Source organism: uncultured Chloroflexus sp., from assembly GCF_938091255.1.
Lineage (GTDB): Bacteria > Chloroflexota > Chloroflexia > Chloroflexales > Chloroflexaceae > Chloroflexus.
In genome coordinates this window covers 40,108-66,492 of sequence record NZ_CALLJH010000019.1, presented here as the reverse complement: position 1 = coordinate 66,492, position 26,385 = coordinate 40,108, and the positions used below count along the sequence as shown (strand labels likewise).

Here is a 26,385-nt window from a genome sequence, read left to right as displayed (position 1 = left end):
TGCCTACTTGCCGTGCGGCCAACAGTCTGATTACGTCCGAATTGATCACGGCGGCTTTAGCACCAACTATTACCATCTCTCTGGGATTGCTGTTGCGAATGGAAGCGCGGTTGCTCGATACACTTACATCGGCATGATCGGCAATACTGCCAATTGCCTAGGAGGTGCTTCATTTGGGGCACATGTTCACTTCTGGATTACGCGGGGAACAACGCCGGTACCTATCAACGGCATTGACCTCGGTGGCTGGACGGTCAGCGAGCTGCCCGGCGATTACAACGGCTGTATGACCCGAATCCGCGACGGGTACCGCCAATGCACTCGCTATGACAGCAGCGGCAATGTGATTGGAGGGTATGGACGGATTACCAACGAGGGGGCACTTGGAAGCGGGAACATCCCGCCTAACCCGCCCATCCTCCTTAGCCCGGCTAACAACGAAACCGTTCGCACTGCTAGTGTAACCTTGCGCGTTTCCGACGGCGGCGACCCAGACAATGGGCCGCGCCCAACCCGCGAATTCCGCATTGTCATCGCTAAAGATGATAACTCGTGGAGAGTTGAGACGCCGTGGGGCTGGAATAACGAGATCGCGAATTGGACGGTCGAATTGCCAAGTGAAGGAACGTATCAGTGGTGGGCCTATGCTAGCGATGCGGCTGATTCGTCGAGTCCCGCCGGTCCGCGCACGCTCCATTACCGGCGTAACATCCCGCCCAACCCGCCCAACTTAATCAACCCGGCTGCCAATGCAACCGTTAACACGGCGAATGTTACGCTACAAGTGACCGACGGCGGCGATCCCGATAACTGGCCAAACCCGACGCGCAAATTCCGCTTCATGATTACCAAATCCGACAATTCGTGGCGAGCAGAATCCGACTGGATCAATAGCACGAGTTGGACAGTACAACTACCTAGTAAGGGGGTGTATACGTGGCAAGTGCAAGCAAACGATGGCGCGGTAACTAGTGGCATCGCCGGCCCACGAACGCTTTACTATGCCATCGCCGCACCGGTACCGCAGCCACCAACCCCTCCTCCACCACCTAATGTCTGGCGAGTACCGTACTACTCACAGCTCGATCCAAGGTGGAGTGGGCAGACGATGCGAACCTGCAATCTCAAGATTGGCCCTGCTGGGTGTGCGCTCACATCAGCAACGATGATCGCCCGTTTCTACGGAGCTGACCTAACGCCCAGCACGATGAATACTTGCTTAGGCAACTACGCTTGCCCATTATATTGGAGCGTAGCAGCTAGTTGTACGAGAGGTAAGATGAGCTGGGTGAGGTGGTCATCCTTTAGCTATGCCAATTTGCAGGCTGAGCTGAAGAAAGGCCCGGTTATCCTTGAATTGACAAAGAGCACGGGTGATATGCACTTCATCGTGGTGATTGGCGGGAGTGGCACTGATCCAGCCAATTACACCGTCCACGATCCGGGTGTACGCAATGGCGCGCAAACCACTCTTTCCAATGTACTAAGCTATTGGAGAAATTACGGTGGCTATCAGCCCAGCAGTATGCGCATCTACACCGGAACCCCGGCGCCGTTACCGGCAAGCGTTGCAGACGAGACGACCGAATCGCTCGCAAGCCAATCAGTCAATCTTGAGAGCGAGACCATTGAGCCACTTGAGAGTCCACCGCTCCTCAGTGGTGAAACCATCAACGGGGCCGTCGTTATGTATCGGAACACCAGTAGCCAGATGGTGCTTGAACTATCCGCCCAAAGCGCTGCTGGTACCGTGAGCGAGATGCAGGTCTGGACAAATACCGAACAAAGCACCGTCTGGCAGCCATTTAGCCGGTACGTCACTGTACCGCTCGCCCAAACCTACTATGTTCGGTTCCGTGATACGGCAGGGAATACTTCAGCGGTCATTTCAACCGGCTTACCGCAAGTCAGAAACCTGAACGTCTTCACCACCTTCATCCCGATCACGATGCGCTGACCGCGTAGACATCGCCGATCACCTCGCTAGGGAGAGCCGTTGCAGGGCAACGGCTCTCCTGATACCGCACCCGAATGCCACGATCGGGTTGGGCGTGTCCGACGTATCAGGACAATTGAGGATAACAAAGCGTACAATAATTACGATGAGCGACGCTGGCGGCGCCCACTTGCCGATCTGTCGCTGTACTCAAGCGATCACGATAGGTTGCGACAGTATAGCCCGCCTATCCCTATCGTCAAAGGAAATTGCGGCTTCCGCCCGCAAGAGGGACAGGAAATACCAGCACATCGTTACACAAAGTGTTTGCCCGCAAACCTCTTGCCGTTCGTCGCTTGCCCACTGCGCTGACCTGCCAGAACGAACGTTACACCCTCTTGCAAGGTGGCTTTCGTTACAATCTTCGACAGATCAGCACCGATAGTAACCAACGTTTGGGCAACTTCGGGATTGATCCCTGTCAACACCACCTGCGCCCCCAACAAACCAACCGCCTGAGCCGCCCGAATGATGGTACCGGCAACTTGCGTATCGACAACTTTGACACCGGTAATATCGATAATGGCAACTGTCGCCCGATAACGGCTCACCCCATCGAGCAACGTCTCAATCATTTGTTGGGCACGAGCGCTGTCAATTGCGCCAATCAGCGGCAACGCCACCACTCGATCGGCAATCGGCAGTAGCGGCGTGCTCAATTCACGCAAGATCGCTTGCTGGGCTTCAATGACCTGCTCTTGCAACGCTAACGTTTGCCGTTCACGTTCGGCGCGTCGTTGTTCAGTGATGTCGCGCACGATCACCAGCACATTGTCGCCGCTCGCCGTCATCCGTGCTTCGTAATCGCGGAGGTCACCCTCGATCACCATCTGGTATTCGTAACGCTGCGGCTGACCGGTTTGCTGTAGCGCAGTGATATGCGAGAGCGTCAACTCAGCTAACTCCGGTGGCAGGACATCAGCCACGTGCCGGCCTAAGAAGAACTCAGGCGGTAGCGCGAGCTGATCGTCGCTATCGGCTTTGTATTGCAGAAAGACGCCATCCCCATTGAGCAAGAAGAACAAATCGGGCAACGCCTGCAAAATAGCGCGCTGTTGTTGTTCACTTGCCCGCAGCCGTTCTTCTGCCCGTAACTGTTCAGTCACATCGTGATTGATAATCGCATACCCAATCAATACCTCGTCACGGTCACGCAAGGCTACGACTGTCAGATGGGCAGTGATAAGCGCGCCATCGCGGCGCGGATAGCGTAACATTGCCTGCGCATGGCCGGTTTGGTTGGCTTGTTTAACAATCGAAGGCAACTGATCGCGGTCGTCAGGGTGAACAAGGTCAGCCCAGTTTGCATGAATGAGCGACTCGCTGCCTATCATGGCCGTAAACACCGAGTTCGCGTAGGAAATCTGCAAATCCGCATCGACGATCCCTATCCCATCGGGGGCATGGTCAACCAGCAACCGGAAGGTACGCAGACCTGTTTCCTGTTGGTGAAGGGTAGTAATGTCTTCATAAAAGCCAAGGACGCCAATCACCTCACCCTTGCGCCGCAACGGTAGTTTAGAGGTGCGAATGCGGATCGTCGATCCATCACCACGAGTAAAGGTCTCTTCAATATTCAACTTTGGGCCGGTTGCCATTACCACGCGGTCACTGTACTGGTAGAGTTTCGCCTTCGCACGCCACGGCAACTCGGCATCGGTCTTGCCAATCATATCCGTAAAATGAGCAAGACCGGCATCTTCCAGTGCGCGTCGATTGCACCCTAGAAAGCGCGACTCGCGGTCTTTCCAAAACACACCGATCGGTAAACTATCGATCACGAGGTGCAACATCTCGCGACTTGCAGCCAATTCTTGCGCTAATCGTTCTTGTTGCGAGATGTCGAGGCCAATCGAGGTAAAGCCGGTCACCTGCCGCTGATCGTCGTAGTGAATCGTCACCGACCAGAGAAAGGAGAAGACTGTACCGTTGCGGTGAATAATCCGATTCTCGCTGATCGCTGTCTGCAAACCAAGCTGAACCCATTCTGCAACCTGCTGTCGCAACCGCTCCCGATCGTCAGGGTGAGTCAACTCTTGGATAGTCTTGCCAATGCATTCGGTTGGCGTGTAACCGAAGTAATATTGCGCAGCAGCATTTGCAAATGTGATCACCCCACGCGCATCGCCTTCCGTGATCAGTAATGACGCGCTGTTAACAGCAGTCAGCAGCCGTTGTATTTGAGCAGCGTCGGTGAGTTCGAGGGGGGAGAATTCCATGGTTCAGCTCCAATTGGTATGGGGCGCTCGTCAAAAACGAAACAAATGATTGAGTAAACCTACATGCTTTAGCGAGAGGGTTTATACATCGACACAATCGCTGCAGATGGCTACCTAGCGGCGTTGAGAGGCGGCAATGTAGCTAGAAACCTAACGGTAGTAGTGATAGTTTACCAAACATATTGTACACAGCAAAATCATACTAGCCAAAACGTGTTAACGTTTTCATAAGTTTTTATTATGATACGATTAAACTTCGCTCAAGAATAAAGATACTCTCGCATTGGCATTCACTCTTCACCCCTCCACCTCTGCGAGAGCGGGATATACCCCTTCCCGCAGAGGGAAAGCCGTAGCGACCTAGCACTGCTATATCCCTGTCCCTAACACCTCGCTCGCCACCGACCCTACCGCTCTGTCTCCCCAGTATGCGCTCTTTCACCGACCGGCGGACTGAAACCCTGCCTGAGCACAACTGGCGGTTGCAGGCGAAACGCTCGCGCCTCTAGCACGCACGTAACCCCTCCCCCAAAGGAGGAGGGGTTTGGAGTGGGGGAATTCACCACGCTCCTAAAACCGGGGATGCGTTTCGAGCTGTTGCACCAGCGCCTCGAACAGATCGCTCTCGGTGATAATGCCGATAACCCGGTTTTGATCGTCAACCACCGGCAAGCCACCGATCTTGTTCTCAATCATTAACAACGCCGCTTCACGCAAACCGGTCTCAGGCGTCACCGAGATCGGATTCTCAGTCATAACCTCGTACACTTTCACGTTACGCAGCGCCTGTGCAATATCAACCGGATCAAGCCCAGCGACTCGCATGACATCGGCGCCACGAATATCGCCCTGTGTAATGATACCGCGTAGTTCGCCGGTATCGACCACCACCGGCAAGCGCCGGATGTCGTGCTCGCGCATCAATGCCAGCGCCTCGCTCAGCGGCGCGGCAAGATTAATGGTGATGGCCGGGGTGCGCATCCAGTAGCGAATCTCTTGCTCGGCTGGAACAGCCTTTGGTTTGTTCGTCATGGTGCGCCTCCTTGCGCTGATGAGTCAGGTGAATCCTGTTTGCATTGTAGCAGATATTGCGCACGCTCATAATGAAAAGTTGCTGTATTGCGGTAATCATGCGACAACCGGATCGTGAGATTGCTCGTGATACTGATGCGGAGAGGACTTTTTACTCCTCCCCGATGAGGGAGCGCGGACCACTGACCCGCCGTTCACTCAGATGCTCAAGAGCAAGGACGGCAGTTGGTCTGCCGCACGCTAAAACAATAGCGATTCGCCGTTCAGCGCATCTGGTTAAAGGTGGTACAATACCTCTGCCGGTTCAATGTGAGGTGCCTATATGTGGTTCCGCTGGGTATTCTGGTTGGCAGGATTGTTGTTGTTAGCGGCTTGCGTAAGCTCACCCGCTAGCCCGCCATCGCCAACCCCCACCGGCGCGGTGGTGTCAATCCCGCTAGCAATGGCGCCGGCCCAAACCGCTACGCCAACCCCGGCAACGGTGTCAATTCCGCTTGTAGGAGCTTCTGAACCCGCTCCGGCGCAGTCGCTGCCCTTGTTGCCCTACCGCGTAATCGCCGATTATCCGCACGATCCGCGCGCATGGACGCAAGGCTTGATCGTGGCCGGGCCGGGTCGTTTGTACGAAGGCACTGGCGATTACGCCAATTCCTCGCTCCGCGAAGTTGAGATAGCAACCGGTCAAGTTATCCGCAGTATCAATCTCGGCGATCCAACCTTGTACGGCGAGGGAATTGCTCACATCGATAATCAGATTTTTCAGTTGACGTGGCAGAATGGCCTCGGTTTGATCTACGATACTGCCACATTCGAGCGAGTTGGTACCTTTACCTACCCTACACCGCCGATGACGATGCCACGCGAGGGGTGGGGGTTAACTTACGACGGTACCCATCTGATTATGAGCGATGGCACCGCCACGCTGTATTTCATCGATCCGGAAGCAACCGTCGCTAGTGGCCAGTTGGCCGTTGTACGCACGGTAACAGTCACGATCGACGGTCAGCCGCGTGACCGCCTGAATGAACTAGAGTACATTAACGGTTTGATCTTTGCTAACGTCTGGTACAGCGATCAGATCGTGCTGATCGATCCGGCTGACGGCCACGTGATCGGCGTGCTTGATATGAGCGGCTTGCTCTCGCCGTCGGAGCGCGCTGCGGCTGATGTGTTAAACGGCATCGCTTACGATCCAATCAGTAACCACATCTTCATCACCGGAAAATATTGGCCGCGCTTGTTCGCCATCGTGCTCGATCAGAATCTTTACCTGCCGCTGATCTCCGGCCCGGATGGTCAGTAGCGCCTTATTTTTTGCCCGCATGGGCCTCAACAGACAGGAGTGTACAATGACTACCCCTAGCGGCCTCCAGTATATCGAAGTTCAGGCCGGTCACGGCGAGCAGCCACAGCCCGGTTCGGTCGTGGCGGTGCATTACCGCGGAATGCTCGCCGATGGTTCGGTGTTCGATAGTTCTTACGAGCGGGGAGAGCCGATCCGCTTTCCGCTCGGCGTCGGGATAGTCATTCCCGGTTGGGATGAAGGGATCGGGCTAATGCGGGTAGGCGGCAAGGCGCGGCTGATTATTCCGCCCCATCTCGGCTATGGCGCGATGGGATACCCGCCAGTGATTCCACCAAATGCAACCCTCACGTTCGATGTTGAGCTGGTTGAGATTATGCCCGGCCCGCCGGATGCGCCGCAAAATGTGCCTGCCGATCACTATACTACGAGTGCGAGCGGCCTGAAGTTCGCCGATTTGACGGTCGGCAATGGCGCGACGGCGACCGCTGGCCGCACGGTGACGGTGCATTATACCGGTTGGCTGACTGACGGCAGTATGTTTGACAGTTCGCTCAGCCGCGGTGAGCCGTTTGAGTTTCCACTCGGAGCGGGACGAGTGATCCGCGGTTGGGATGAAGGTGTGGCCGGGATGCGCGAGGGCGGGAAGCGGCAATTGGTGATTCCGGCGGCCTTGGCTTACGGCAGCCGCGGCGCGGGTGGTGTTATTCCGCCCGGAGCCACCCTGATCTTCGAAGTGGAGTTGTTGGAGGTGCATTGATGCGGATCGAAGCCATCGAGTTACGGCGGATCAGGCTGCCGTACCGGTCGCCGTTTGAGACGAGCGGCTGGCGGGAAGAGGCCAATCACTCGGTGATCGTGACTTTGCACAGCGAGGGTGCAATCGGCTGGGGCGAAGCGCCGGTCGGTGCCGGGCCGTGGTACAACGAAGAGACGCAGGCCACGGCGTGGGTGATGATGCGCGAGATTCTGGCCCCGATGCTGCTAGGGCGCGATCTGAGCCGACCCGAAGAGGTGGACGCGACCTTTGCCCGTGTGCGCGGCAACCGCATGGCGCGGGCTGGCCTCGAATTCGCAGCGTGGGATCTGTTTGGCCGCGCACGCAGCGAGAGCCTGAGTACGATGCTTGGAGGTACCCGGCAACGGGTTGAAGTCGGCGTTAGCGTTGGCGTCCAACCCTCAATCGAAGCCTTGCTTGAGGTGGTTGAGGGCTATGTCAGCGCCGGCTACCAGCGGGTGAAACTCAAGATCAAGCCGGGTTGGGACGTAGAGCCGACCCGAGCGGTGCGCGAGCGCTGGCCCGATCTGCGCTTGCAGGTTGATGCTAATAGCATCTACACGCTTGACCAAGCGCCGCAACTGGCGCAGCTCGATGAGTTCGAGCTGCTGTTGATCGAACAGCCATTAGCCCACGACGACATTATCGATCACGCCAAGTTGCAGCGTCAATTGCGCACGCCAATTTGCTTGGACGAGAGCATCGTCTCGCCCGATCATGCGCGCTGGGCGATTGAGCTGCGCGCTTGCGGCGTGATCAACATTAAGCCGTCGCGAGTCGGTGGCTTCACCGCTGCTCGCCAGATTCACGATATGGCCCAAGCTGCTGGCATTCCGGTCTGGTGCGGCGGCATGCTCGAAACCGGTATTGGCCGCGCCGCCAACGTTGGGCTGGCCAGTCTGCCCAACTTTAGCTTGCCCGGCGACATCAGCGCCAACGACCGCTACTTCCACCAAGATATTGTCACGAACCCGTTCACGCTGAACCCTGACAGTACGTTGACAGTGCCCACCGGGCCGGGGAGCGGCGCCGAAGTTGATCTGGAACGGTTGCAAGCAGTGACGGTGGATTATGTGATGTTAAAGGCCTAGTGGTTGAGCCGGCAATGAAGCAACGAACGGTCAATTGGATTATCAGCAGCGTGATTGCCGTAGCCCTTGCAGGCTTGCTGCTGTTCATCAACAGCGGCTGGAACCAGCCAACGCCGGCGGTCACGCCGCTCACTCCTGAGCCGTGGCCTACCACACCTCCAACCTTCACACCGTTACCTCCCACCGCGCCACCGGCAGCGCCAACCCTCATCCCCCTCCCTGATCTACGCCGGATCGATCCGGCGATCGGCTTGTCGATCAAGTTTCCGGTTACAACTGTAACCACGGTGAGCGGCGCCCAGAGTTTCTTTGGTCGCGATGAAATTACGCTGAAGGTGACGGCTGAGGTGCGGTTGACGGTTGATCTGAGCCGGGCGCAGATCCAGCGCGATGGCAATACGCTGACGATCCGTTTGCCGCGCGCGGCCATCGATGGCGAACCCAACCCGATCGAGATTGAGGTGATCGGTGAGTCGCGGCGCTGGATCGGAACGCAGATCACGGCAGCCCAGAATCAGGCCCTCGCGCAGGCGCGAGCCGAGATTCGCCAGCGCGTGGCGAATGATCCTGAGTTGATGAGCATCGCGAGCGAAGTTAGCTATCGTCGCCTCGAACGGTGGCTCATCGATGAGCTGGGGTTTAGCCGGGTGGTAATCGAACCGCTGTCGTCGTAAGTTCCCGGAGGCGAGTGTGCGCACGCTGAAGCTGGTTTGGAACGGGTTGGCCATTGCGGCGGTGTTGTTTTTGGTCTGGAGCGTCGGGCAAGCGTTTCAGCATGCCTCAGCGCCACCCACTTCAGTCACAACCACCGTTGGCCCGCAGATTATCGAGGCGGTACGGCGGGTCAACAAGCAAATCTTCATCGAACATTACGCCGGGGTAGAAGTGCGCCATCTCGACGCGCCGGCAGGATGGGCATCGTTTCTGCGCAATCTGGGGGTACGGCAAGAGTTTCTGGTGTTGATTCGCGGGCGGGTGCCGGCGGGAATCGACCTCAGCCAACTACGGCCCGAAGACATCTGGGTGAGCAGTGATGGCCGGCGGGCGCAGATTACGCTCCCGCCGCCGCAAGTCTTTACCGATCAGGTATCACTCGATCTCGCTAACAGCCGGATCATCGAAAACACCGACTTCTGCCCCGGCTTTATCTGCCCGCAAACCAGCCTCGAAAGTTTTTTCCAATCGGTTGATACCGAAGCCAAAGCTGCGCTTGTGCAAGCTGCGATCGAAGCCGGCATTCTCTCGCAAACCGCCCGCGACGCTGAAGCCTACTACACCCAGTTGCTCAATAACCTCGGCATTGCTGAGGTGCGCGTGATCGTGCGCGGGTACAGCACACCCTAAACGACAAGCCTAGCGTTGGCTATGCCTGCCGCCATGCCTCCATCATTGCCGTAAACTGACCGAACAGATAGGTCGCATCGTGCGGCCCCGGCCCGGCTTCGGGATGATACTGCACACTAAAGCAGTGCAGTGCAGGATAGCTAAACCCCTCTAGTGTCTGGTCATTCAGATTGATATGGGTCAGCTCAACCCCTGCCGGCAACGAATCGGGATCGACGGCAAAGCCGTGGTTCTGCGAAGTAATTTCGACCCTCCCAGTCGGCAAATAGCGCACCGGATGGTTCGCGCCGTGATGGCCGAACGGTAGCTTGTACGTCCGCCCTCCCAATGCTAACCCCATCAGTTGGTGGCCGAGACAGATGCCAAAGATGGGTCGCTTGCCCAGCAAAGCGCGCAAGTTGGCCACCGCGTAATTCGCCGCCGCCGGATCGCCCGGCCCATTCGAGAAGAAGATACCGTCGGGTTGGAGTGCCAGCACATCAGCGGGTGAAGTGGTTGCCGGCACCACTGTCACCCGGCAACCATGATCGACCAACCGGCGCAAGATGGTGCGCTTGAGGCCGAAATCATACGCTACCACGTGATAGGTTAGCTCTTGGGCCGGACCATTCGGGTAGGGCGGCGTAAACGGCACGCTATTCGTCGCCCAATGGTACGGTTCGGGGCAGGTCACCACCTGCGTCAGGTCTTGCCCCTCCATCGGCGGCGCAGCGCGGCACTTAGCTAGCAGCGACTCAATCGACTCACCAGTGGTCGAAATAATCCCACGCATCGCGCCGGCAGTGCGGATATGGCGGGTGAGCGCGCGCGTATCCACATCGCTAATCGCGACGATACCATAATCGCGCAGCAATTGGGCCAAACTGCCGCGCGCGCGCCACGAGCTGTAATGCTCGCTGTAGCTACGGACGATAAAACCAGCCACTTGGGGCTGGATCGATTCGGGGTCAAAATCGTTGACGCCGGTATTGCCAATATGCGGCGCAGTCATCGTCACCAACTGGCCGCAATAGGAAGGATCGGTCAAAATCTCTTGATACCCGGTCATACCGGTGTGAAACACCACCTCGCCGATGCGTTCGCCGGGTGCGCCAAACGAGCGACCGGGGAAGACACGGCCATCTTCGAGGACAAGCACTGCATCCATTGTCGTGTTCTCGTGGTGGGGCGTGGGCCATTGGCCGTTGCCTGCCTGATCATCGGCGGTATTGTAACATAAGCGGAAGGGTTGGCCGCAGGGAAGGACGCCATTTCGTTTACTGTAGAGAACGCAACGGGCGCGGAGGGATAGGGACTGCTGGCACGTCTTCGTCGCGCCAGTAGTCCCCTCCGAGAGAGGTATGAAACTCCCTCCCCCAGCGGGAAAGGGTTGGGGTGGGGGCCACCCCAAAACCACCTTTGCGCCCTTCGCGCGCTTTGCGTCTTTGCGTTACACGCCTCTGCATCTTTGGGGGGCCGGACAGTCGTCCGGTGCTACCGGCGTTACCCTACGTTTCAACCCTCAACCGCCAGCGCCACCCGATCAATCTCCCGCAGCACATTAGCCATCTCAATGGCGGCTAGCGCCGCATCAGCGCCGCGATTACCAGCCTTCGTTCCGGCCCGTTCAATCGCCTGCTCAATGGTTTCAGTCGTCAGTACACCAAACACAATCGGCACATCGGTCGACAACGCCGTGGCCGCTATCCCGCCGGCAGCCTGCCCCGCCACATACTCAAAATGGCTCGTTGCGCCCCGAATAACCACACCGAGACAGATGATCGCATCGTAATACGGGCTATCGTCGGTCGCACTCTTGCGCTTAGCCATCCGCTTCGCGACGAGCGGCAACTCAAACGCTCCCGGCACCCACGCAATATCGATGTCATCGTGAGCGACGCCGTGCCGGGTGAGCGTCTCAATAGCGCCCCGTAGTAACTCGCGCCCAATCGTGTCGTTGAAGCGCGAGATCACGATCCCGAATCGCAAGCCGGTTCCAACCAGATGGCCCTCAAACGTGATACCCATTGTTGCCTCCAAACACACGTTCAGCGTCATAGTCAGGGAGCAGATGCCCTAATTTCGCCCGTTTCGTCGTCAAATAGCGCCGGTTAGCGTCGGTTGGCGCGATGTGCAGCGGAATCCGTTCACGTACAACCACACCGTACCGTTCGAGACCGGCGATCTTAGCCGGATTATTCGTCAGCAAGCGCACCTCTTCCATACCGAGACAACGTAGCATTTGAGCTGCAACACCATAATCGCGCGCATCAACCGGCAAACCTAATTGGCGATTGGCTTCGACCGTATCAAACCCGTGATCTTGCAACGCATAGGCGCGCAGTTTGTTGAGCAAGCCAATCCCGCGCCCTTCTTGGCGCAGATAGAGAATGGCTCCGTAACCTGCCTTGGCAATCTGCCGTTGCGCTTCGGCCAACTGCGCGCCGCAATCGCAACGCTGCGAACCGAGCGCATCACCGGTTAGGCATTCGGAATGCAGGCGCACGAGCGGGGAACGCCCATTAGCAGCGCCGAAGATCAAGGCGAGATGCGTTTCGGCGGTGAAGATATGCTCAAACGCAATCAGGCGAAACGTGCCGTACTCGGTCGGCAAACTCGTTTCGGCTACTTGGCGCACCACTGTTTCGGTGCGGTAGCGATGAGCGATCAGGCTGGCGATGGACAAGATCGAGAGACCGTGATGAGCGGCAAACACTTCAAGGTCGGGCAGACGGGCCATCGTGCCGTCGGGGTTCATGATTTCGCAAATCACCGCTGCTGGGTAAAGCCCGGCTAGTCGCGCCAGATCAAGAGAAGCCTCAGTTTGGCCGGGGCGCACTAACACACCGCCGGCAGCAGCGCGGAGGGGAAAGACATGGCCGGGCCGAGCGAGGTCTTCGGGTCGGGTAGTCGGATCAATCAGAGTACGGATCGTGGTGGCGCGATCAAACGCCGAGATGCCGGTCGTTACTCCCCGCCGCGCTTCAACCGAAACGGTGAAGGCGGTACCGAAGCGAGTGGTGTTCTCGGAAGGCTGAACCATCAGCGGAATCCGCAGTTCATCGAGCCGCTCGCCGGTCATCGCGACGCAGATCAGGCCACGCCCCTCTCGCGCCATAAAGTTAATCGCCTGTGGTGTGGCAAATTCGGCGGCAATCGCCAGATCACCCTCGTTCTCACGGTCTTCATCATCAACAATGATCACAAACTTACCGGCTCGAACATCGGCGATAGCGGTTTCAACGCTCGCGAATGGCATAAGGCGCCTCCCCAAGGAATTTCTCCACATACTTGGCTAGCACATCCACTTCGAGATTGACGCGACTACCAACTGGCTTGCGCGGCAAGGTAATATGCTGTTGCGTGTAAGCGACCAGCATAAATGTGAACGCATCAGGCAGAACATCCACCACCGTAAGACTCGTACCATCAACCGCGATGTAGCCTTTCGGCACGATATAGCGCAGCAATGCAGGCTCAGCCTCGACCGTCACCCAGAGGGAATCGCCTTCTGGACGGAACGAGCGGATCACACCGGTGCCATCCACATGGCCCTGCACAAAATGCCCGCCAATCCGACCATTGACCGCCAGCGAGCGTTCAAGGTTGACCCCGTCACCGGGCTGCACCTCGCCAAGGTTCGTTCGGCGCAGTGTCTCTGGCGAGAGACCAACCGTAAAGCTACCGTCGGTCAGGGCCGTAACAGTGAGACACGCTCCATTCACGGCAATGCTGTGCCCTAACGCAGTGCCTTCTAGCACTGTAACGGCTTGTACCGTCAGCGACCAGCCGCCTTCGGCTTGGCTTAACCGTTCGACGATCCCTATCTCTTCGATAATGCCGGTAAACATCGTTACACCTCTGGATAGATCACATCGGCCTGAATCCACACATCAGGCGCTGAGGAAGCATCAGTTGCGATCGGTTCAAGCTGGAACTGACCCAAACGCACTGCCTGCGCAATCGTCGCACAACCCAACCCGCCAACCGGCCCCGGCGCGTCGCGACCGCCGATAATCATGGGCGCGAGAAAGACCCACACCCGATCGACCAATCGGCTTGCGAAGAGCGCGCCAAGGAGTTCGCTGCCCCCCTCAACCAAGAGGCTCGTGAAGCCACGCCGACCTATTTCCGCAAGCAATGCCGGCAGGCTTACCCGACCCTGTTCATCGGCGGGCAACACCCACACCTCAACGCCGCGCGCAGCTAGAGCGCAGCGGTGATCGGCAGATGCCTGCGCCGTCGTCGCCAGCACCGTCTGGCCGGGCAACACTGGATCGAACACTTTAGCAGACAGTGGCGTCCTCCCGCGACTATCGGCGATAATGCGTACCGGATGGCGAATATCGCGCGGCAAACCCGGTTGATCGCCGATCAAGCGCGTGGTCAGAGAGGGGTCATCGGCAATCACCGTTCCCGCCCCCACCAGCACAGCATCGGTGACATTCCGCAGCGCATGCACACGCTGGCGCGAGGCAAGATTACTGATCCAGCGCGATTGGCCGGTGACGGTGGCGATCTTGCCATCGAGACTCATCGCAAACTTTGCAGTCACGAATGGCTGGCCGGTGGTAATATGCTTGAAATACGCCCGATTGAGTTGGTAGGCCTCGGCAGCGCAGAGACCGTGATGCACGCGAATGCCGGCAGCGGCAAGTTGGGCATGGCCTTTGCCATTCACCCGCGGGTTGGGATCCCCGATGGCGTAGTAAACCTCAGCAATACCGGCGGCGATCAGCGCATCAGTGCAAGGTGGAGTACGACCATAATGCGCGCACGGCTCAAGCGAGACGTACATCGTTGCCCCGTGCGCGGCTTCACCAGCAGCGCGCAGGGCTTCAATCTCAGCATGGGGCGCGCCAGCCCGATGGTGATAGCCTTCACCGACGATACGCCCATTGTTCACTATGACGGCGCCGACCATGGGGTTTGGACTGGTACGGCCTTCTGCTTGCCGCGCAAGTTCGAGCGCGCGGCGCATGTAGATTTGGTGCTGCGCAGACATAACGAAACCCCAAAGGAACGTTCTGGCGAACCTTGTTCCTTCGGGGCAATGCGAATCAGAACGTTCGGCATGCTGGTCACAGCCGCGTTCAATCGAAAACCCCGAACAAACAATGTGTTCGGGGCATGCAAACTATGCGCAACACGGCCCTAAGAAAAGCACGTAGAGCACACGTTGCAACGAACCCTTCTTTCATCCCGACTATACGGTCGGCCCCGGAATTTCACCGGATCGTGCAGATTGCCGGTTACGACAATCCGCTCGTGGGCTATACCACCGATCGGGAATTGCCTGCTGTTCACGCGATGGCGAACCTCAGACTCACCCTGCCCCGAAGGTTACGTATTGAGTTGTTACTCTATTGTACACCAACTAGCAAGCATGCGCAGCAGGCGTGCTCCCCTTCTAAGGAAGAGTGAGGCTCACTCCGCCAACGGGGGAGGGCTGGGGTGGGGGCTACCCAACAACCCATGCGCGCCTTCGCGTCAAAAATCTCCACGTCTTGACGGAGCCAGACAGCCGTCCGGCTTTACTCACTTCGCACTTTGCGTCAATCGTCTTTGTGTGTATCATTCGCCCTATGCACATCTTGCAACTCTACAAAGATTACCCGCCAGTGCAAGGCGGCATCGAAGGCCATCTGCAACTGCTCAGTGAAGGGTTAGCCTCCCGCGGCCACCGAGTCACAGTGCTTTACGTCGCACCGGGACGACAGGGCCGGCACGAATGGCGCAACGGCGTCGAACTGATCGCTACGCCACGTCTACTCACCCTTGCCCGCGCCCCCATCAGTCCGGCCCTGCTCTGGCAGGTAACCCGCTGCCGGCCCGACCTGATCCACTTCCACCACCCATATCCAGTTGGCGACCTCGCCCTGCTGGCCACTCGCGCGCCGCTCGTTGTCACTTACCATAGCGACATCGTGCGCCAGCGCGTGCTAGGTGCGCTCACGGCGCCGCTGATTCACCACACCTTGCGCCGCGCTGCTTGCATTATTGCCAGTAGCCCAGCGATCGTTCAATCATCGCTATGGCTGGCCCGCCACCGCGAACGAGTGCGAGTCGTGCCGTTCGGCCTGCCACCGCTGCCCTTGCCCGATCCGGCGCTCGTCGCCGCCTTGCGCCGCCGCTTCCCCGGCCCCAATGCGCTCTTCGTTGGCCGGCTGCGCTACTACAAAGGCGTTGATCGACTCGTGCGCGCGCTTGCGCTGCTCCCACGCGGCCATGCGATCATTGCCGGAGGGGATGCCACTGTGCGCGGCAGTGATCTCGCCCGCTTAGCGAACGAATTGGGCATAGGCGAGCGAGTGCATGTGCTCGGCGCAGTTGACAACGTGACGCTGCGCGCCCTCTACGCGATCGCTGATGTCTTTGTCTTGCCATCGGTTGCCCCCAGCGAAGCCTTCGGCATTGTTCAGATCGAAGCCCAAATGGCCGGGCTGCCGGTGATCTGCACCGAACTAGGCACCGGCACGAGCTATGTGACCATCCATGGCCGCACCGGTTTCGTCGTGCCGCCCGATAACCCGCCAGCGCTGGCCCGCGCTCTGGCCGAGCTGTTCGCCAACCCAGTTCGTGCCCGCGCATTGGGGCTAGCTGGACGGGAACGGGCGCTAGCCGAATTCCGCCTTGAACGCATGTTGGATCGGATCGAAACAGTGTACGCCGAAATCTGCAACCGCACGTAACCGCCATATTGCCTTATAATACCGGCGTGGAACCGAATATTGGACGGAGCAACTATTATGGAACGTTTTGCCGCCTACATTGACGCCAACCGGGAGCGCTTTCGCGTCGAATTGGCCGATCTGATTCGCTTACCCTCAGTTGCAGCCCAAAATCGCAACATTGCCGAAACCGCGGCGTTCGTTGCGCAGCGGTTGCAACAGCTTGGCGCCGAAACCCGCCTGCTCACTGCCGATGGCGGCAACCCCATGGTCTATGCCACAATCGGCAACGGCCCGCGTACCCTGCTGATCTACGACCACTACGATGTGCAACCGGCGGAACCGCTGGAGTTGTGGGACAGCCCGCCATTCGAGTTGACTGAACGTGACGGCAAGCTGTATGGGCGCGGCGTTGCTGATAATAAAGGTAACTTGATGCTGCGCATTCAAGCAATCGAGGCGTGGCTAGCGACCCAAGGCGAACTCCCGATCAACATCATCTTTGCCATCGAAGGCGAAGAAGAGACCAGCTCGCGCACCTTGCCGGCCATTTGCCGCGACTACGCCGATCTGCTGCGCGCCGACGGCTGTCTGTGGGAAACAGGCGGGGTCGATTTAAGCGAGCGGCCCACTGTCACCTGCGGCGCAAAGGGCATTCAATATGTCGAGCTGGTCGCACGCGGCGCCAGCTACGACCTGCACTCGTCGTATGCCACCTTTGTGCCCAACCCAGCGTGGCGGCTGACATGGGCACTCAACACGCTCAAAGGCCCCGATGGGCGGGTACGCATTCCCGGTTTCTATGATCGAGTGCGCCCCCCTTCAGCAGCCGACCTCGCCGCACTCGCCACTATTCCCTCCGGTGATGACGATGCCTTACTCGCCAGTTTTGGCTTGAGCGAATTTCTCGATGGCGTGCGCGGGATCGAGCGGCTGCGTCGCCATCTGTTTGAGCCGACCTGCACCATCTGCGGCCTCATCAGCGGCTACACCGGCGAGGGCAGCAAGACGGTGCTGCCGAATGAAGCGCGAGCCAAGATCGACTTCCGTCTTGTACCCGATATGGAACCGGCTGAAGTGTTACACCAATTGCGCTGTCATCTCGACGCGGAAGGGTTCAGTGATATTGAGATCATCGATCTCGGTGGTGAACATCCGGCCCGTGGCCCACTCGATGCGGCGATTGTGCAGGCCGCCGTCGCCTCGGCGCGTGAAGTGTATGGCAGCGAACCGATCCTCTATCCGACGATGGCCGGCACCGGCCCAATCTACCCGCTCTGCACCGCGCTCGGCACTCCGGTCGCCAGCGGCGCCGGCTGCGGCTACCACGGCGCCCGCGTCCATTCCCCCAACGAAAACATCCGCGTGGCCGATTATTGGCGTGCGATGCAATGGATGGGCAGCCTCATCAAACACTTCGCCCGGTAGAGGTACGGTAAGGGCACAGCGTTGCTGTGCCCTTACTGCCCCCGGAACCCCAACAACCGCATGCCGTTTAACGTCACTAACAACGATGCCCCCACATCGGCCAGCACCGCCATCCACATCGTGCCAAGACCGGCTAACACGAGCACAATAAACAGCAACTTAATGCCAATACTGAAAGTGACATTCGCCACAATGGTGCGCATCGTCCGCCGGCTCAACGCCACTGCAAACAGTAACTGGCGCAAATCACCGCCGAGCAACGTAATATCGGCGGTCTCCATCGCCTGCGTTGTGCCGCCAGCGTCAGCGCCGATCGCGATACCAACATCGGCGCTAGCCAGCGCCGGCGCGTCGTTGATGCCGTCGCCGACCATCGCGACCGCACCGTCAGACTGGCGCAACTCGCTCACCGCCTGCGCCTTGTCTTCCGGCAATAGGCCGGCGCGCACCTCATTGACACCGAGTTCGCCGGCAATTCGCTCGGCGGTCACCGGTTCGTCGCCGGTCAACATTACTACTCGCAAGCCCTGATCGCGCAAAGCGGCAATCGCGCTGCGGCTCTCTTCACGCACGGTATCAGCGACGGTTATCGTGCCACGATAACGACCATCAACCCCAACCATCAACGGCGTGCGCCCGAGTTGGCTATCGCGTTTCGCGGCAAGGCAGTGCCATTCATCGTGGGCCAATGTCTGATCAAACACTCGATGGCTTCCGATCATCACTTCGTTGCCGTTCACCACCCCCTGCACACCCTTGCCTACCAACGCCCGCACCTGTTCGGCTGGCGGCAAATCAAGACCGCGATTGGCAGCCGCGTTCACAATCGCGTGGGCCAATGGATGCTCCGAACGGCGCTCGACCGCGCCGGCCAGCGCCAGTAACTCATCACAAGCCTGACAATGACCTACTGGCGCAGCATCAGGCGCGCTGCACCCCACCGTGCGCAACGCCACTACTGCCGGCTTGCCGGTCGTCAGCGTGCCGGTCTTATCCACCGCCACCGTCTTCACCCGCGCTAGCGTCTCAAGGTAAGTGCCACCCTTAATCAACACCCCGTGGCGGGCTGCGACGCTGAGGGCGCTGACAATGCTCACCGGGATGCTGATCACGAGCGCACACGGGCATGCCACCACCAGCAGCGCCAGACCACGGTAGAGCCAGCCAAACGTATCGGGCGCAGGATTCCAGAACGGTTGACCAAACAAGAGTGGCGGCACCATCGCTACTAGCGCCGCTAGCGCCACCACCAGCGGCGTATAGTAACGGGCGAAGCGATCAACGAACCGCTGCACTGGCGCACGCCGCTCTTGCGCCTCTTGCACCAAATGGATCATGCGCGCCACCGAACTCTCGGCGGCAGGCCGCTCAACGATCACCTCAAGACACCCCTCCCCATTCATTGTTCCGGCAAACAGCGCATCACCCACACCCCGCTCGACCAACCGGCTCTCACCGGTCATCGGAGCCTGATTCACCAGTGAACTCCCGGCAGCCACCGTGCCATCAACCGGAATCCGCTCGCCGGGTTTAATCACAATCCGGTCGCCGGGACGCAACGCAGCCACCGGCACAACCTGCTCACCCGTAGCGGTGAGCAAGGTCGCCGTGGGTGGGGTCAACTCCAACAGACTGCGAATGGTATGGCGCGCACGGCTCGCCGTATAGCCCTCTAACGCCTCGCCGATCGCATACAGCACCATCACCAACCCCGCCTCGACATACGCGCCAATAATTACCGCGCCAACAGCGGCAATCGTCATCAGCGCATCAATGCTCACCTCGCGATTGGTGCGCAGCGTGCGCCACGCATTGCGCGCCACCAACGGCCCTACTAGCGCCAACCCACCTAACGCCAACCCATCAATCCACCACGCATCCCAACCTAACACCTCGTGTAACACCATACCCGGTAACACGAGCAGCAACCCGATCAGCGCTAATTGCGTCTCGCGCCGGCTGAGCATAAAGCGGAGAAAAGTCGGGGGAGGTTCAACCTTAGCTGTTGCCGCAGGCTCAGCTTCATACCCCAACTCGCGCACCCGCGCGATCACCGTTGCTGGGTCAACCTCACCGGTGACGTGCAACGTCTCGGTGGTGAAATTGAGGCTGCACAACCTCACCCCTTCCAGCCGGGCCACACCACGCTCAATCGAACGCGCGCAATCGGGACAATCCAAACCCTTAATCGTAAACTGCTGGTTGTTCATTGTAATACTTCCTCAGCAGTGCAAACATGCGGTTCATGCCCTCACTCTACTGCATTCAAGCACAAAGTCAAGGGGGATGAGTAAAAATGACACTATGTCTTAGGTATGAGGTGAGTGATACTTGAAAAGTAAGGCAGGACGTCCGTTGTATCGAGCTACGAAGTTGCAAAGGTGTTTATTTGGGTTACAAAATCTTTCGCACGAGAAAGTCAAAAGATCGTGGTTAAGCCACACTAATACAGAAAAGCCTAGCCTCTTGCTCCACCCCATCTACACCCCTTTGCGCCCTTCGCGTCTTTGCGTTATGTATTATGATATACTTGCACATGCAACCAAGTCGCTATCCGCCAGAAAGGCGAGGGATGAAATGACAAACCCAACGATTCGCATCGGGGTATTGACCAGTGGTGGCGATGCACCGGGAATGAATGCGGCAGTTCGGGCCGTCGTGCGAACCGGAATTAGTCGCGGCTGCGAGGTATATGCGATTTACGAAGGGTATCAGGGACTCATAGAGGGCGGTAAGCTCATTCGACGCATGGATTGGAGTTCGGTCGGTGGAATTATTCACCGCGGTGGCACCATCATCGGCACAGCACGGAGCGCCGAGTTTCGTACCCGTGATGGCCGCCGCCGAGCAGCGGCTAATCTGCTCATCCTCGGTATCGACCGACTGGTAGTTATCGGCGGTGATGGCAGCCTAACCGGCGCCGACATCTTTCGCCGTGAGTGGCCGGAGTTGGTGGCCGAGTTGGTTGATGAGGGCGAAGTTAGTAGTGAGAAAGCGGAAGCGCATCCCCATCTACGGATTGTTGGAGTCGTGGGCAGCATCGACAACGACTTTTGCGGCACCGATATGACCATTGGCGCCGATACAGCATTGCATCGCATCACCGAGGCGATAGATGCCATTAGCTCGACGGCGGCCAGCCATCAACGCACCTTCGTCATTGAGGTGATGGGCCGCAATTGCGGCTATCTGGCGCTAATGGGAGCCATCGCCGGTGGCGCCGATTGGGCACTTATTCCAGAAATGCCGCCCCAGATGGACGATTGGGAACAGCATATGTGCGATGTGCTGCGGATCGGGCGCGAGCAGGGCCGGCGCGATAGTATTGTAGTAGTCGCTGAAGGAGCATGTGATCGTCACGGTAGGCCGATCACTGCCGCTTATGTGAAAAAAGTCCTTGAAGAACGACTCGGCGAAGATACGCGGGTTACCATCCTCGGTCACGTGCAACGCGGCGGCGCGCCGAGTGCCTTCGACCGCTGGATGAGCTCGTTGCTCGGCGCAACAGCGGTCGAAGAACTGCTGGCCGCTGGCCCTGAGGCTGAACCCAAATTGATCGGTTTGCGCGAAAACCGGGTGGTGCGGTTACCGCTGATGACGTGTGTGACCGATACCCGGCAGGTAGCGGAAGCGATCGCTCAACATGATTATGAACGCGCTATGGCGCTGCGCGGCAACAGTTTTGTCGAAGCATATCGCACCCTCGGCACACTCATCCAGTCACAACCATCACCACCCGATCGCTTGCAACGTGGCCATCGCTTCGCTGTGCTGCACAGCGGCGGCCCGGCACCGGGAATGAATACCGCAGTGCGGGCTGCTGTACGGATTGGGATCGATCGTGGCCATACCATCCTCGGTGTGCGCAACGGTTTTCAGGGTCTGATTGATGGCGACATCTTCGAGATGGATTGGATGAGCGTGAGCGGTTGGGCGACGATGGGCGGGGCCGAGTTGGGTACCAACCGCAAGATTCCGCAGGGCAGCGAACTGTACCAGATCGCGCGCAATATCGAGCGCTTCGGCATTGACGGCATCTTGATGATTGGCGGCTGGGCCGGTTATCAGGCCGCCTACAAGCTCTACAGCGAACGCCATATCTTCCCGGCCTTCAATATTCCGATCATCTGCTTACCGGCCACCATCGACAACAATCTGCCCGGCTCCGAGTTGAGCCTCGGCGCTGACACGGCGCTGAACAGCATTGTGCAAGCGATTGATCGAATCAAGCAATCGGCAGTCGCCTCGCGCCGCTGTTTTGTGGTTGAGGTCATGGGCCGCGACTGCGGCTATTTGGCCCTGATGAGCGGGCTTGCCACCGGGGCCGAGCGGGTCTATTTGCCCGAAGAGGGGATTAGCCTGCGCACTCTGCAAACCGATCTGGACGAGATGACGGACTGGTTCAGGCGCGGCAAACGGCTGAGCTTGATAATTCGCAACGAAAAGGCCAATCCGGTATATACCACCTCGTTTATCTGTTCGCTGTTTGAGGAAGAAAGCGGCAAGCTGTTCGAGGTGCGGCAAGCGATCCTCGGCCACTTGCAACAAGGCGGCGATCCATCACCCTTTGACCGTATCCAAGCCACCCGCTTAGCCGTGCGCTGCATCGACTTTCTGATCGAACACACCGACCGGCGCCAGCCGGTGGGGGCATTTATCGGCTATCGCGGCGGCAAGGTGCAGTTCCACCAGCTCGATGATATGCCGCGGCTGATGGATCCGGTCTATGCCCGCCCCCGCGAGCAGTGGTGGCTCGAATTGCGCCAGATGGCCCAATTGCTGACTACCCCGCCATCGCCGCGACGGGTGGCAGACTGATGGCCGAGCGCACCTACGTGGTAAGCCGCGCCGAGGATAAGGGTAAGGGCGGGTGGGCAACCCGCCTCGAGACCCTCCCCAGACGGCTTGCCCGTACAGTGTACTTGGCTATCTAGACGCCCCACTATCCCCCGCCCATGCGAGCAGTGGTGGCTCGAATTGCGCCAGATGGCCCAATTGCTGACTACCCCGCCATCGCCGCGACGGATAGAAAACTAACGTGTGCGCACAATAGCAATGCTAGCCGTGCAGAGCGCAGCGAGCAAGCGGATAGATATCAGCACAAGGAGGTAAGCGTGGATTGGTCAGGGCGAACCGTAAGGGCAGGCGGGTTTAAAACCCGCCCCCTTCCCCTCTCACCACTTAAAACGGAATATCTTCGTCATCCAGCGGCTGGGGCTGGTTACGGGCAGGCGCACGGTTGGCCGGCGGGCGCGCCGCAGGCGGATTGTTGTTCGCCGAGCGTGGGCTAGCCGGTGGCGGCGTGCGGCGTACCGGCTCGTCAACCGGCTCGTCATAGACCGGTTCAGCATCGGGTACCGGCCCGCGCTCGCCCTTGGCCGAGAGAATAATCATATCTTGCGCAATCACCTCGGTAGTGTAGCGCTCTTGGCCGTCGCGATCCGTCCACTTCCGAGTTTGCAGCCGCCCCTCGATGTAAACGCGGGTGCCTTTGGTGAGATACTGATTGCAGATCTCACCCAATTTATCCCACGCCACGATGCGGAACCACTCAGTCTCTTCGTGGGAGTTACCGTCTTTGTCGCGCCACGTGCGGTTGCTCGCCACCCGGAAGGTCGTTACGGCGCTGCCTTGCGCAGTGTAGCGCATTTCCGGATCGGCGCCGAGATGACCCGTCAGTTGCACTTTGTTCAGATCCTTTGCCATCGTAACCCTCCTCGTCACTCGTGTGTCATCGTCCCAACAGTACCGAACCGAGCGAGAGCTTTCCCGCACGTTCTAGAACTATTGTGCGAATTATAACACCCGTTCTGCTGGCCGTCAAGCACATAGATTGCAGCTTGCTAACAATTATGATAAGCCGATGTCAAACCCGGCTTCAAGGTCGCGCCGCGAGTAGCGGCGAAAGGCGAGCACCGTCGTCGTGTGGCGCACTCCCGCAATGCGGGCAATGCCTCCCGGCACCGCCTCGTCGAGCGATTCGTAGTCGTTGACGCGCAACACCGCGATAATATCATAGTCACCCGTGACCGAATAGACTTCGGCAACATTAGGCAGTTCGGCAACCTCTTGGGCGATGTCGCTGATCCGTTGCGGTTCGCAGGTAATGAACACAAACGCTGTCACCATAAGCGCGCTCCTTTGCTCGCTGGCGGTTGTTTAGCTCCATCATACCAGATGAACGCGCCGGCTCAGTAGCATTTCAAAACGGCTCCGGTGGACGTGCGCGCCACAGCATTGGCGTGAGCCAGTACCAGAGCGTGTTGAGCAGTACCAACAGACCGACGATAAGTACGCTCAACCGCCCCCACCATCCTCGTCGCCAGAGTACGTCACAGGCAGCGGCAGCACCAATCGCGATTGCCCAGCCAAGCGCCATCAGGTAGCGCGGGCTATTTGAGATTTGGGTGATAAACGGCAGCGTCGCAAAGATGATCGCAACGACAAAACTCAATGCCATGAGACCGGTAGTGATCTGCCATCCTTGCCAACGGTTGAGCAGCCAAAGACCGCCTAGCGCGAAGGGCAGAGGAAAGAAGCCATAGTGGGCTATCAGACCGGCTTGCCAGAGCGTGCGCCAGAGTGTTTCACGACTGGCCGGTGCTCGTCCGGCGACAGCCGGGAGACCGCCACTGCGCACTCTTTCCAGTTGGTCGAGGAATATCGGTAAGTAGGCACTGTAGAAGAAGACTATCGCTATCAATGCACCGCAACCGATAGCAATTGTTAGCGGCCAACGCACCCGTTGCGCCCACGCTGTGCCACGCCAGCCGGCACCCCAAACGATGGCGATCAACAGGGCAAAGAGTGCGCCACTGCTGAGTAAGAAGCCAAAATGACCGAGAAAGACCATTGCACTGAGCGCAGCGATACCTAGCACCCATTCACGGCTGTATTGTCCAGCTTGCCAGTCTTCCCATGCTCGGATTACACCCCAGATCAGCAATAGATAGAGCGCCTGCGTGATGATGTGCGTATCGAATGACCACCACGTGGTGAGGTAGGTCGCCGCCGTGAAGATGTACACGCCCGCTGCCAACAGCGCCGATCGTGGCGGTAAGACACGGCGGGCAATGACGTAGATGATCAACCCGCTCAAACTATCGGCTAAAGCTGCACCGATCTGTAAGACGAGCGGTGTTTCAACGCCCAGTAGCCGTAGTGGCGCGAGCAGGAAGTAAGCACCCGGTGGATAGGGAAAGTCGATACCACGATTGTTAGAGACGATTGTTATCAATCCACCAAGCGCTTCATGGAATCGGTTGGTGTGAAAGCCGATGTCACCGGGCATACTGGTAGGATAGAAGCGGCCACCGATGCGTGTGGCAAAGGCAATCGCAACCATCGCAGTGAGTGTGCCGTCAATGCCGGCCGGCCATGATTGACCCCGAAGCCATATTTGCACACCAATGGCCAGCGGATAAGTCAGTGCGAGCGCCGCAAAGGCCGCTTCGGCCCCGAAAGCCCAACGGACTGGGTCAAACAGGATGGCAAGACTGAGCGCACCAATTGCCATTGCTAAACTCCAACCGGCCCACCGATCCAAGGTACGTGCGAGAGTCAGCCAGCCAAGCACAACAGCTCCGACCCACCACGCTAATCGATCAACCGCCGGCCACACCCAGCCTTGCGAAACTGTCGCAATGGTGATGTGTGCTAGTGGCAAACCGAGCCAGCGTGGGTCTTGGGGTGGTTGAAAGGTGTCGCTTACGATCCGGATGCGGAGATTGCCATCCGCCGCTGCCGGTACCAGCAGCCATTGCCGACTACCGCTGCGCCTGACCGGTATTTCGGCTAGCAGATGTTCGTTCTGCCACACCTGATATGTTGTTGGTGCTATCGAAACAATGCGCTCATCGATCGGCAACCAGTGAAACTCGACGAGTGCCGCCTGTGTTCCAAAACCGGGTAGCGTAATCTTAGAGTTGCCGCCGCTCCAGCGGTAGCTGCCATACAGTCCTTGTTCAGCGGTATTGAAGTCACGCAGAAACGGGAGATCGGTATGACCAATCCCCTCTTCATACCCGACGTCAATCACATATTGGTGAGGTAATTGGGCTGAGAGCAGCGCTGCCGCGAGGAAGCAGACCAGCGCTATCCAGAGCGCCGGCGCGCGCAATGCGCGCCATTCTTGGGCGATAAAGTTCATGATGATGTGATGCATAAACGGTACGGTTATCGAATACCTTGCCCTATTATGCAAAAAGTTGCAGCCTCGTGACAGGCAATCTGCTATCAGTGTAGCTCATATCGCCTGATGGCTAGGCACACCGCTCATTGCTGCGCCGCGCGTAGGGTCAGAACGGCGCAGCAATCTCCTCCAAGCACGGACGATGGCCGCTCACTCCGTGTCGCTCAGGTGGGAGATTGCTTCGGTTGGGCGGCACCCAACCCGGCTAAGTGCCGCCACCCCTCGCAATAACAGTGGAACTACGCCCTGCTTCCTCTTTGTCATTGCGAGCTGCGCAAAGGGGCACAGCATTGCCATGACCCGCGCGGTGCAACAATCCACCACGCGGGCGAGAGGCCCCCTGCCCGCCTTGG

20 protein-coding genes and 1 riboswitch are annotated in these 26,385 nt (G+C 58.5%); of the genes, 9 read left to right on the top strand and 11 right to left on the bottom strand.

Annotated elements, in window-relative coordinates; translation table 11 throughout:
• Positions 1 to 1,957 (top strand): C39 family peptidase (locus tag Q1A00_RS07725; RefSeq protein ID WP_299756090.1); only part of this gene is annotated, 1,957 nt, incomplete at its 5' end.
• Positions 1,958 to 2,250: 293 nt separating this feature from the next.
• On the opposite strand, the gene Q1A00_RS07720 is transcribed toward Q1A00_RS07725, so the two are convergent.
• Together Q1A00_RS07720 and Q1A00_RS07715 are read right to left on the bottom strand one after the other, a co-directional pair.
• Positions 2,251 to 4,215, bottom strand: coding sequence for a PAS domain-containing protein (locus Q1A00_RS07720; protein WP_299756087.1), 1,965 nt, complete (start codon positions 4,213 to 4,215; stop codon positions 2,251 to 2,253).
• 570 nt (positions 4,216 to 4,785) lie between these two features.
• Complete coding sequence (locus Q1A00_RS07715) at positions 4,786 to 5,247, bottom strand: CBS domain-containing protein (RefSeq protein ID WP_298406379.1); 462 nt, start codon at positions 5,245 to 5,247, stop codon at positions 4,786 to 4,788.
• Between the two features lie 322 nt (positions 5,248 to 5,569).
• Between Q1A00_RS07715 and Q1A00_RS07710 the strand changes: the two genes are divergently transcribed.
• Genes Q1A00_RS07710 through Q1A00_RS07690 form a run of 5 tightly spaced genes read left to right on the top strand, consistent with a single transcriptional unit; the run spans position 5,570 to position 9,763 of the window.
• Positions 5,570 to 6,550, top strand: a complete 981-nt coding sequence (locus Q1A00_RS07710) for a glutaminyl-peptide cyclotransferase (protein WP_298406377.1) — start codon at positions 5,570 to 5,572, stop codon at positions 6,548 to 6,550.
• Between the two features lie 46 nt (positions 6,551 to 6,596).
• Positions 6,597 to 7,310 (top strand): FKBP-type peptidyl-prolyl cis-trans isomerase, encoded by a 714-nt coding sequence (locus Q1A00_RS07705; RefSeq protein ID WP_298406375.1) that lies wholly within the window; start codon positions 6,597 to 6,599, stop codon positions 7,308 to 7,310.
• Positions 7,310 to 8,419 (top strand): o-succinylbenzoate synthase, encoded by a 1,110-nt coding sequence (gene menC, locus Q1A00_RS07700; protein ID WP_298482996.1) that lies wholly within the window; start codon positions 7,310 to 7,312, stop codon positions 8,417 to 8,419. The genes Q1A00_RS07705 and menC overlap by 1 nt, the downstream gene beginning before the upstream one ends.
• 14 nt (positions 8,420 to 8,433) lie before the next feature.
• Positions 8,434 to 9,093 carry a DUF4230 domain-containing protein gene (locus Q1A00_RS07695; RefSeq protein WP_298406373.1) on the top strand — a complete coding sequence of 220 codons (660 nt, stop codon included), beginning with the start codon at positions 8,434 to 8,436 and terminating at the stop codon, positions 9,091 to 9,093.
• 16 nt (positions 9,094 to 9,109) lie between these two features.
• Positions 9,110 to 9,763, top strand: a complete 654-nt coding sequence (locus tag Q1A00_RS07690; RefSeq protein WP_298406372.1) for a DUF4230 domain-containing protein — start codon at positions 9,110 to 9,112, stop codon at positions 9,761 to 9,763.
• A gap of 19 nt (positions 9,764 to 9,782) precedes the next feature.
• On the opposite strand, the gene carA is transcribed toward Q1A00_RS07690, so the two are convergent.
• The 5 genes from carA to ribD all read right to left on the bottom strand — a co-directional run bounded on the left by carA (position 9,783) and on the right by ribD (position 14,747).
• Positions 9,783 to 10,910 (bottom strand): glutamine-hydrolyzing carbamoyl-phosphate synthase small subunit, encoded by a 1,128-nt coding sequence (carA, locus tag Q1A00_RS07685; RefSeq protein WP_298406370.1) that lies wholly within the window; start codon positions 10,908 to 10,910, stop codon positions 9,783 to 9,785.
• A gap of 347 nt (positions 10,911 to 11,257) precedes the next feature.
• Complete coding sequence (ribE, locus tag Q1A00_RS07680) at positions 11,258 to 11,770, bottom strand: 6,7-dimethyl-8-ribityllumazine synthase (protein ID WP_299756080.1); 513 nt, start codon at positions 11,768 to 11,770, stop codon at positions 11,258 to 11,260.
• Positions 11,754 to 13,001 (bottom strand): bifunctional 3,4-dihydroxy-2-butanone-4-phosphate synthase/GTP cyclohydrolase II, encoded by a 1,248-nt coding sequence (locus Q1A00_RS07675; RefSeq protein ID WP_298406366.1) that lies wholly within the window; start codon positions 12,999 to 13,001, stop codon positions 11,754 to 11,756. The genes ribE and Q1A00_RS07675 overlap by 17 nt, the downstream gene beginning before the upstream one ends.
• A complete protein-coding gene (locus tag Q1A00_RS07670; protein WP_298482998.1) occupies positions 12,982 to 13,593 on the bottom strand; it encodes a riboflavin synthase in 612 nt (203 codons plus the stop codon). Before Q1A00_RS07670 ends, Q1A00_RS07675 begins: the two co-directional genes overlap by 20 nt.
• 2 nt (positions 13,594 to 13,595) lie before the next feature.
• Entirely contained in the window at positions 13,596 to 14,747 is a 1,152-nt protein-coding gene (gene ribD, locus Q1A00_RS07665) for a bifunctional diaminohydroxyphosphoribosylaminopyrimidine deaminase/5-amino-6-(5-phosphoribosylamino)uracil reductase RibD (RefSeq protein WP_298406363.1), read from the bottom strand.
• A 180-nt stretch (positions 14,748 to 14,927) separates the two neighbouring features.
• A riboswitch (FMN riboswitch) is annotated at positions 14,928 to 15,090 on the bottom strand.
• Positions 15,091 to 15,327: 237 nt separating this feature from the next.
• Here ribD and Q1A00_RS07660 point away from each other — a divergent pair.
• Positions 15,328 to 16,434 (top strand): glycosyltransferase, encoded by a 1,107-nt coding sequence (locus Q1A00_RS07660; protein WP_299756076.1) that lies wholly within the window; start codon positions 15,328 to 15,330, stop codon positions 16,432 to 16,434.
• Positions 16,435 to 16,491: 57 nt separating this feature from the next.
• Positions 16,492 to 17,841, top strand: a complete 1,350-nt coding sequence (locus tag Q1A00_RS07655) for a M20/M25/M40 family metallo-hydrolase (RefSeq protein WP_298406361.1) — start codon at positions 16,492 to 16,494, stop codon at positions 17,839 to 17,841.
• Between the two features lie 32 nt (positions 17,842 to 17,873).
• On the opposite strand, the gene Q1A00_RS07650 is transcribed toward Q1A00_RS07655, so the two are convergent.
• Positions 17,874 to 20,051: a heavy metal translocating P-type ATPase gene (locus tag Q1A00_RS07650; RefSeq protein WP_299756073.1), complete on the bottom strand. Its 2,178-nt coding sequence runs from the start codon at positions 20,049 to 20,051 to the stop codon at positions 17,874 to 17,876.
• A 367-nt stretch (positions 20,052 to 20,418) separates the two neighbouring features.
• Between Q1A00_RS07650 and Q1A00_RS07645 the strand changes: the two genes are divergently transcribed.
• A complete protein-coding gene (locus tag Q1A00_RS07645) occupies positions 20,419 to 22,659 on the top strand; it encodes a 6-phosphofructokinase (RefSeq protein WP_298406359.1) in 2,241 nt (746 codons plus the stop codon).
• A 363-nt stretch (positions 22,660 to 23,022) separates the two neighbouring features.
• Here Q1A00_RS07645 and Q1A00_RS07640 read toward each other — a convergent pair whose 3' ends face one another.
• From Q1A00_RS07640 to Q1A00_RS07630, 3 genes are all read right to left on the bottom strand, one after another.
• Positions 23,023 to 23,547, bottom strand: a complete 525-nt coding sequence (locus Q1A00_RS07640) for a single-stranded DNA-binding protein (protein WP_298406358.1) — start codon at positions 23,545 to 23,547, stop codon at positions 23,023 to 23,025.
• A gap of 144 nt (positions 23,548 to 23,691) precedes the next feature.
• A complete protein-coding gene (locus Q1A00_RS07635; protein WP_066782481.1) occupies positions 23,692 to 23,970 on the bottom strand; it encodes an Lrp/AsnC ligand binding domain-containing protein in 279 nt (92 codons plus the stop codon).
• Positions 23,971 to 24,043: 73 nt separating this feature from the next.
• Positions 24,044 to 26,005, bottom strand: coding sequence for a glycosyltransferase family 39 protein (locus tag Q1A00_RS07630; protein ID WP_299756068.1), 1,962 nt, complete (start codon positions 26,003 to 26,005; stop codon positions 24,044 to 24,046).
• Between the last annotated feature and the right edge of the window lie 380 nt (positions 26,006 to 26,385).